Here is a 7,606-nt window from a genome sequence, read left to right as displayed (position 1 = left end):
CTTGGCGCCCGCCCTTTTTCAATGCGCTCCCCGCTTGTTTTCCTGACAGTAAACAGCGCGAAGCGACCAGAGTCCTTTGGGTGTGACTTGACGATCCACCTTGGTTCACTCACAATCACAATGAACCAAGTGGATCGAAACCATGACGGCTTTCACCGTACGCCTCCCCGACGACACGACAAACAGGCTCGACCAACTTGCCGAAAAGCTCGATCGCTCGCGCTCTTATGTGGCCGCCAAGGCCATCGAAGACTTTGTAGCTCGTCAAGAGTGGCAACTCGCTGAGATAGAGGCCGGATTGGCCGAGGCCGAGCGCGGTGAGTTCGCCAGCGAACAAGAGTTGGCCGCTGTGATCGGGAAATACGTCAAGCCCGCCGGCTGATCCATGAGCCGCAAGACAATCCGTTGGACCAAGCGGGCTTTGCGTCGGCTTGGCGAAATCGGCGCGCATATCGAGAAAGACAGTCCCGAAGCTGCCGCCCGTGTCATTGGGCGCATCTTGTCCGCAGCGGAGTTGCTTACCGAACAGCCGGCTATGGGTCGCGTTGGACGCATCAAGGCGACGCGAGAACTCGTTTTGGCCGATATCCCATATATCGTCCCCTATCGCGTAAGCGAAGATGCCGTCGAAATACTTACCGTCATACATGCCGCCCAACAGTGGCCAAAGAGCCTCTGAGCCAACTGGCCGCTGCCTTTCTAGCCGATGAAATGCCTGAGCAACCCCGCCGAAGCGACTCCGATCAGCACAGTCGGCAGCATGGAAAGCCGCGTGGCGGCCACCAGCGTAACAGCCAGCGCCAGAATATCCGCCGGGGACTTCGACACGAAGGCCGGTGCGATGACCGCAATCAGCACGCAACCGGGCGCCGCTTCCATCACCGCCGTGGCACGCCCGCTGAGCGTACGGTTGCGCAGCACGACATAGCCGCCGATGCGCGTGAGATAAGTGACGCCGGCCATCAGCACGATGGTGAAAAAGGTCGTTGCATCGATCATGCATCACCCGCCATCAGCCAGGCCGCGACCAGACCCGACATGGCGCCCGCGGCGACATACCAGGCGCCGGGAACGAAGAGATAGAACAGTGCCGCCACGACCAGGCTGACCAGCCAGGGTCGCGCCGCCGCCATACCCGTCCACATACCGCGCATCAGCACCAGGAAGACAGCCGGGAACGCCATGTCGAAACCATAGGTGCCGACGTCGCCGAGCATCGGACCGAGCAAGGCACCCAGCGTGGTGAAGGCCACCCAGGCGAGATACATCGCCAGCGCCGCGCCCATATAGTAGCGCGGGCTGAAGGCCGGCATGATGCCGGCAGCGGTGCGCTGTCTGGCATCGGCCAGGCCCAGCGCCCAGCTCTCGTCGCACATAAAGAAAAGCGCCGGAAACACCTTGCGCCGTGGCAGGTGGCGCAGGAACGGCGCCAGTGCCGCACCCATCAGCAGGTGACGGCTGTTGACCAGGAAGGTGATGGCGACGATGAGCACGATGTGCGGCGGCGACGTCCACAATTGGATCGCCGCGAATTCCGAACCGCCGGCGAAATTCAGCCCTGTCATCATGGACAGTTCGACAGCGCTCAAGCCTTTCTGCGTGGCCCGGGCGCCGAGCACCAGCGCATAGGGTATGGTGCCGAACAGCACCGGCGCGCAGGACGCCACGCCACGGCGGAATTCGGATCGCGAACCATTGCCCGCCGCCTCGACTGCCTGTGAAATGCTCATGTGTCTCCACTGGCGCGCCTCGCGGCCGCCGCTGCCCTGCGTTTGAACTCTCATGATACTGGCGGCAAACATACCCACAATTCTCCGCAATATGGTTGCGAATATTGTTGTACTTCAACTAGGTTCGGCATTGAGTGCCATTAATTTCAAAATAGATGGAATCTAGAGCCATGAAGCTGGATGAGATCGACAAGCGGATCCTGCGGGCGCTGCAGCGCGACGGCCGCATGGCCAACAACGATCTGGCCAAAGAGGTCGGCCTGTCGCCCTCGCCTTGCCTGCGGCGCGTGAAGCTGCTGGAGGAAGCCGGCATCATCGATCGCTACGTCGCAGTGCTGAACCCCGGCAGCATCGGCAAGGGCCTCACCTTCTTCACCCGCATCTGGCTGAAAACGCAGGATGAGGACACGATCGAGCATTTCGCCACCGAAGTCGCCAAGCTGCCGCAGGTGATGGAGTGCTATTTGATGCTCGGCGATTGCGACGCCATGGTGCGCGTGGTGGCAGCCGGCATCGACGATTACCGCCGCTTCCAGTCGGAGCATCTGAGCCGCATCAAGGGCGTGCAGAACGTCAAGACCGACGTCCCCAGCCAGACGATCAAATACACGTCGGAACTGCCGATCTGAACTGCCGAAAACGGCGTCACGTCAAACTGGATAAAAAATGCAACCGGATTGTAGGATCGAACCCGGTGCCGGCGTCCTTCGGGTGCAAGCAGCGCGCAGCGCTGCCTTTAGGCATGGGAGATTTGAATGAGCCTTTCCTATCGTTGGGTCATCGTCGCCGCTGGCGCGCTGATGTCCTGTGTCGCCATCGGGACGATGTTTTCGCTGGCGATATTCCTGGAGCCGATGGCGATCGACACCAACTGGTCGCGCGCCGGCATTTCCAGCGCCATGACGCTCAACTTCCTGGTGATGGGCCTTGGTGGCTTCGCCTGGGGCGCGATATCGGACCGTTTTGGCGCCCGCATCGTCGTGATGATCGGCGCGGTGCTGCTCGGGTTGGCGCTGGTGCTGGCCAGCCGCGCCGGTTCGCTGCTGAGCTTCCAGATCACCTATGGCGTCCTGGTCGGTCTCGCGGCAAGCGCCTTTTTTGCGCCGATGATCGCGCTGACCACAGGCTGGTTCGACACCAACCGCAGCCTTGCCGTCTCACTGGTCTCGGCCGGCATGGGCGTGGCGCCGATGACGATCTCGCCCTTCGCCCGCTGGTTGATCTCCGCCTATGACTGGCGCACCGCCATGTTCGACATCGGCATTACCGCCTGGGTGCTGCTGTTGCCGGCGGTGCTGCTGGTGCGCCAGCCGCCGAAGCCCGTCTTGGTCGACACCGGCTCCGCGCCGGTTGCCGAAGGTGCCGGCCTGACAGTCTACCAGGCGCTGCGCTCGCCGCAATTCATCGTGCTCGGGCTGACCTTCTTTGCCTGCTGCGCGGCGCATTCCGGACCGATCTTCCATATGGTCAGCTATGCCATGCTGTGCGGCGTCGCCCCCATGGCAGCGGTCTCGATCTACAGTGTCGAAGGTCTGGCAGGCCTTGGCGGCCGGCTCTTCTACGGCGTGCTGGCCGACCGGCTGGGCGTCAAGCCGGTGCTGATCGCGGGCCTGGCGATCCAGGCGATCGTCATTGCCGCCTATCTGTCGATCAGCCAGCTTGAGCAGTTCTACATGCTGGCCGTTATCTTCGGTGCCACCTATGGCGGCGTCATGCCGCTCTATGCGGTGCTGGCGCGCGAATATTTCGGCCAGCGCATCCTCGGCACCGTGTTCGGCGCCGCCACCATGCTGTCCAGCCTCGGCATGGCATTGGGACCGCTTGCCGGCGGCATGGTGTTCGATGCCTACGCCAACTATTCCTGGCTGTTCATCGGCTCTGCTCTTATCGGGCTCGGCGCGGTCGGCATCGCCATCGCGTTCCCGCCACTGCCACGCAGGGAACTGCAGCCGGCTTAGTTCGGGTCGACTTCCAAACCTTGCTGGCCAGGCGCGCAATCAGCCTGGCCCGTTCGGTTCGCCGCGGATCCTGTCCTCTGTTTCATCCGTTCTCCCTTGTGCGAGTGCGGAAGTCCACGGCCAACGTTTGCACCAAGCGACGACTTCGCGCACCCGTCCACACCAGTGAGGGTACCATTTGAGCCGAAGGCGCGCGGCTCCGCCACGGCCAGGCTTGAATGGCAGGCAACGGTCGATGGATCGAAAAGCTCTCTTAAGCATTTAAGCTTTGGCTAATAGTAGCCTCAGGAGAGAAACGATGAAAAAGACGCTGCTCATTTTGAGCCTGCTCATTCCGCTCTCGGCGTGCTCCCGTACCGAACAAGGCGCCGCCGTCGGCGGCTTGGGTGGCGCGGCCGTAGGCGCCGCAGTGGCCGGAGACCCTGTGGAAGGAGCGGTTGTTGGCGGTGCGGTGGGAGCGATAGCCGGGGCCGTCATCGGCCACGCCAGCGAAGCCGGCCAGTGCAGATATCGCGATCGGTACGGCCGGGTTTACGTCGCGCGGTGCCCGGACGGCTACTGATCTCAAGGCGCGTGATCTCCTTCAATCACGCGACTGCCAGGAGTAGTCGAATGGCCTATCGGATCAAAAAGCTGCCGGGTTTCTTGTTTGCCGCTGTCGGCGCTGCCGCGTTGAATATCGCGTCCACGATTGCGATTTCGGCCGCGCCGGTTGATGCGAAGACGATTGCCGATCACTTCTCATCGGTGAAATCCATGTCAGGGGATTTCGTGCAGTCGGGCCCGAAGGCGGAAAGAAAACACGGCAGGTTTTTTCTCCAACGCCCGGGCAAGATCCGGTTCAATTATGCTGGCCAATCTGGGATCAGCGTGATTGCGGATGGTAAATCCCTGGTGGTTTACAACAGGAAACTGAAGACATCGCGGCTCTATGCTCTCTCGAAGACGCCGCTGAAGCTGCTGCTCGACAACAAGGTCGACTTCTCCGGCAGTCGCCTCAAGAGCATCAGAGACGACGGCGCCCAAGTTACCGTCAAGCTGGCCGACAGATCGGCTTTCGGCAATTCGAACATCTCCGTGGTGTTCGACAGAAAATCGCTCGATCTGCGCAGATGGAGCCTCACCGACGAGAAGGGACTTACCACAACGGTGACTATATCAAATGTGAAGCAGGGCGTTCGCGCTCCCGAGGGCACCTTCGTTATCGATTATGCGGCGAACCGTGAATTCAACACCACAACGAAATAGCGGCGGCCGCAGAATGGTCACAGCACCGGAACCAATATGATCAGCGGCGGTTTAATCCGTGAAGGGACCGGAACCGCAAAGGACGCGGCACAATGATTGAAATTCACAGCATCGAAGCGGCCAACGCCAGACTGCGCATAAGGAGAGCTGAGCACTCTCTGAAGCGCGCGAATGACTTGCTGGACGAGGAAGGCGGCGTCGCTCTTAATCTGGCATTGTGCGGCCGGATAAGGGCCGCGAGAAGGCATCTGATAGAGGCCAGGACCCGCCTGATGACGATCGATCCCGCCAGGACGAGTTGATCCGCCGGCGGTCGTAGGTCAACCCGAACCGAGAGGTCCATCGTGGCGCAAAGGCCCGCATGGACCTGTGGCGGTGATCTACCCAAAAATCCGGTCGCCCTGCTCGTCGACCAGTTGGATGCCCTTCTTGATCGAGATGTCGACGGCGTCGTCGAGCCCGGCGAAACGGTCGGCACGGATAAATTTGTGTTCCTTCACCACACCGTCGATCTCCTTGGAGACGACGCCGCATGTCTGGTATTGGCCATCCGCCTTGTAGGGCGTGGCGCTGATCAGGAAGCCCTTGTGCTCGACCTGCTTGGCTGGCGCTGCACTCGTCGGCTCAGCCGCCTGGGTTCCGCCGCCACCACCGCCGAAAAGACGCTTCAGAAAAGACATCGGGCTTCCTCCAACAGCATTCATCCCGCACCATGTAGAGTGACGCGGGATGAATTTCACTATCGGTCCTTGGCCCAGCGGGCAAGGGCTGCGTCCGGCCGGCTGGACAAGCTTACTTGTGCGACAGCGCTTCCAGCGCCTCGGCGGCGCCTTCGAGGATGGCGATCGCCTCGGCCTGCTTGTCGGCCGGGGCGTCGACGAAATCACCCAGAGCCGCGCGCAGTCGGTGGCGGACTGCGCGGAATTCGTCGCGCGCTTCCGAACGATCCCCGCGGCTACCCCGGCCGCCACGACGCCCGCCCTCTTCACTCTCGTCGTTCCAGCCGAACCAGTCGCGCGCCTTGGCCATTTTGCGGCCGAAGCGCTCGAGATGGTCGAGCACGCCATCGATCATCTCGCGGTTGTCGGCGAGATGCGCCTGACCAGCTTCGGTGATCGAAAACACCTTCTTGTTGCCGTCGGCGGCGGAGGCGGCATAGCCGGCCTCTTCCAGGAAGGTCAGCGTCGGGTAGACCACGCCCGGGCTCGGGCTGTAGATGCCGCTGGTGCGCTCTTCCAGGGCCTTGATGATGTCGTAGCCGTGGCGCGGCGCCTCGGCCAGCAGCGACAGCGTGATCAGCTTGAGGTCGCCGTCGGCCAGCATGCGCCCGGCGCGGAACATGTCGCCCGGGCCGCCGCGCCCGCCACCGCGACCGCCCTGCCCGAACGGGCCAAAACCGCCGCCCCCTCTGCCACCAAATTTGCCGGCCATGTGCATGAACATGCGTTCGCCGAAATGATTGTTCCCAAAATGTTTGTGCATTGATTGCTCCTTGAGTTGTATCTTACGATATATCTTAATTAGGCAAGCCAATCGACGGAGTCAAGATATATCTTACGATGTATCTGAATGCGGCGCCAGAGGCTTGCTTTCACTGGAACGTGCCGAAGCGGTCGTAGGCAAAGCGTGTCACCGGCAAGGCAACCGGATTGCCGAACACCATCGCCAGCCAGCCTTCGCCCGGCGTGACCTTCCACACGGCGATGGCAACGTCGGCGCCGACCAGCAGCCTGCCCGCCGCATCGGTGGCGTGCAGCCGGCGGCGGATGTCCTCAAGCGACGCGCCATGTCCGGCAAGCGCTGCCGGTTCAAGATTGATGTCTCGGAACTCGATCCGCCCGGCCTTGACCGCCTCGATCAGCCGCCGCTTCTGCCTGCTGATACCGGCATCGCAGACCGGGCAGCGCGTGTTGTACCAGACAGTCAGCATCTATCCGTGGCCATGCCTGTGGTGCAGGTCGGGATAATGCGGATGCCGGTGGCGCATCGGGGCATGCCGGTGCCAGTGCGAATGCGGCTCGCTCACCGGCCCGTCATGATGGTGCTGGTGGTGCTCGTCATGCACATGGCTGTGCTCGTGTTCCAGTTCCTCATGATCGTGCTCGTGCTCATGGTGTTCCGACAGATGCAGCCACAGGCCAACGCCCATCAGAAGTCCGGCGGCCGCCAGCTTGAGCGTGACGGCGTCACCCAGGATGGCGATTGCCAGCAACGCACCGATGAAGGGAGCGAGCGAGTAATAGGCCCCTGTCCGGGCGGTGCCCAGATGACGCAGCGCCACGATGAACATCACCAGGCTGACCCCAATGCCGAAGAAACCGACTGCGGCGGTCGCTGCAATGACCGACGCCGGGGGAAACAAGGCCCCGCCGGCAAGCGCCAGCCCGACATTGACGACACCCGCCACCAGCCCTTTGAGCATGGCGATCACCACCGGGTCGGTGGCCGAGATCCTGCGCGTGAAATTGTTGTCGATCCCCCAGGCCACACAAGCCGCCGCCACCAGCAGGGCGCCACGGTTGAAGGCGACGCCCTCACCTTGCCAAGACAGAAGAACGGCGCCCGCCAGAATGGCGAAGGCGCCAAAAAGCAGACGCCGGTCGACATTCTCGCGATAGACGAGCCAGGCGATCGCCATCGTCGCCAGCCCTTCCAGATTGAGCAGCAGCG

At 62.1% G+C, this 7,606-nt stretch carries 13 protein-coding genes; 7 read left to right on the top strand and 6 right to left on the bottom strand.

The features are described from left to right. The first annotated feature begins 142 nt into the window (after positions 1-142). A complete protein-coding gene (locus EOC06_RS22105) occupies positions 143-382 on the top strand; it encodes a CopG family ribbon-helix-helix protein (protein ID WP_127256140.1) in 240 nt (79 codons plus the stop codon). Between the two features lie 3 nt (positions 383-385). Continuing rightward, positions 386-679 (top strand): type II toxin-antitoxin system RelE/ParE family toxin, encoded by a 294-nt coding sequence (locus EOC06_RS22100; protein ID WP_127268105.1) that lies wholly within the window; start codon positions 386-388, stop codon positions 677-679. A 20-nt stretch (positions 680-699) separates the two neighbouring features. Here the strand turns inward: EOC06_RS22100 and EOC06_RS22095 are convergent, their stop codons facing one another. Continuing rightward, positions 700-999, bottom strand: coding sequence for an AzlD family protein (locus EOC06_RS22095; protein ID WP_127326299.1), 300 nt, complete (start codon positions 997-999; stop codon positions 700-702). Beyond that, the gene (locus tag EOC06_RS22090; protein WP_128308785.1) at positions 996-1,730 is read right to left on the bottom strand and encodes an AzlC family ABC transporter permease; all 735 of its coding nucleotides are present in this window, start codon (positions 1,728-1,730) and stop codon (positions 996-998) included. Before EOC06_RS22090 ends, EOC06_RS22095 begins: the two co-directional genes overlap by 4 nt. 170 nt (positions 1,731-1,900) lie before the next feature. Here EOC06_RS22090 and EOC06_RS22085 point away from each other — a divergent pair, with 170 nt between their 5' ends. From EOC06_RS22085 to EOC06_RS22065, 5 genes are all read left to right on the top strand, one after another. Then, positions 1,901-2,359, top strand: coding sequence for an Lrp/AsnC family transcriptional regulator (locus EOC06_RS22085; protein WP_127268102.1), 459 nt, complete (start codon positions 1,901-1,903; stop codon positions 2,357-2,359). Positions 2,360-2,485: 126 nt separating this feature from the next. Beyond that, positions 2,486-3,688, top strand: coding sequence for an MFS transporter (locus tag EOC06_RS22080; RefSeq protein ID WP_128308784.1), 1,203 nt, complete (start codon positions 2,486-2,488; stop codon positions 3,686-3,688). Between the two features lie 298 nt (positions 3,689-3,986). Beyond that, entirely contained in the window at positions 3,987-4,250 is a 264-nt protein-coding gene (locus tag EOC06_RS22075) for a YMGG-like glycine zipper-containing protein (protein WP_127268100.1), read from the top strand. Positions 4,251-4,300: 50 nt separating this feature from the next. Further along, positions 4,301-4,936 (top strand): outer-membrane lipoprotein carrier protein LolA, encoded by a 636-nt coding sequence (locus EOC06_RS22070; RefSeq protein WP_128308783.1) that lies wholly within the window; start codon positions 4,301-4,303, stop codon positions 4,934-4,936. Positions 4,937-5,028: 92 nt separating this feature from the next. Beyond that, positions 5,029-5,238 carry a hypothetical protein gene (locus tag EOC06_RS22065; RefSeq protein WP_127326295.1) on the top strand — a complete coding sequence of 70 codons (210 nt, stop codon included), beginning with the start codon at positions 5,029-5,031 and terminating at the stop codon, positions 5,236-5,238. Positions 5,239-5,316: 78 nt separating this feature from the next. On the opposite strand, the gene EOC06_RS22060 is transcribed toward EOC06_RS22065, so the two are convergent. The 4 genes from EOC06_RS22060 to EOC06_RS22045 form a co-directional block, all read right to left on the bottom strand. Further along, a complete protein-coding gene (locus EOC06_RS22060) occupies positions 5,317-5,616 on the bottom strand; it encodes an HlyU family transcriptional regulator (protein WP_127326294.1) in 300 nt (99 codons plus the stop codon). 112 nt (positions 5,617-5,728) lie between these two features. Then, positions 5,729-6,418, bottom strand: a complete 690-nt coding sequence (locus tag EOC06_RS22055) for a PadR family transcriptional regulator (RefSeq protein ID WP_127326293.1) — start codon at positions 6,416-6,418, stop codon at positions 5,729-5,731. A 109-nt stretch (positions 6,419-6,527) separates the two neighbouring features. Beyond that, positions 6,528-6,866: a thiol-disulfide oxidoreductase DCC family protein gene (locus EOC06_RS22050; RefSeq protein ID WP_128308782.1), complete on the bottom strand. Its 339-nt coding sequence runs from the start codon at positions 6,864-6,866 to the stop codon at positions 6,528-6,530. Further along, positions 6,867-7,606, bottom strand: a 740-nt coding sequence (locus EOC06_RS22045) for a DMT family transporter (RefSeq protein ID WP_245469890.1), incomplete at its 5' end; no start/stop codon positions are given. It lies immediately after the preceding gene.

Origin of the sequence: Mesorhizobium sp. M7A.F.Ca.MR.362.00.0.0, from assembly GCF_004023175.1 — a bacterium.
GTDB lineage: Bacteria > Pseudomonadota > Alphaproteobacteria > Rhizobiales > Rhizobiaceae > Mesorhizobium.
This window is presented reverse-complemented; position numbering and strand designations above follow the sequence as displayed.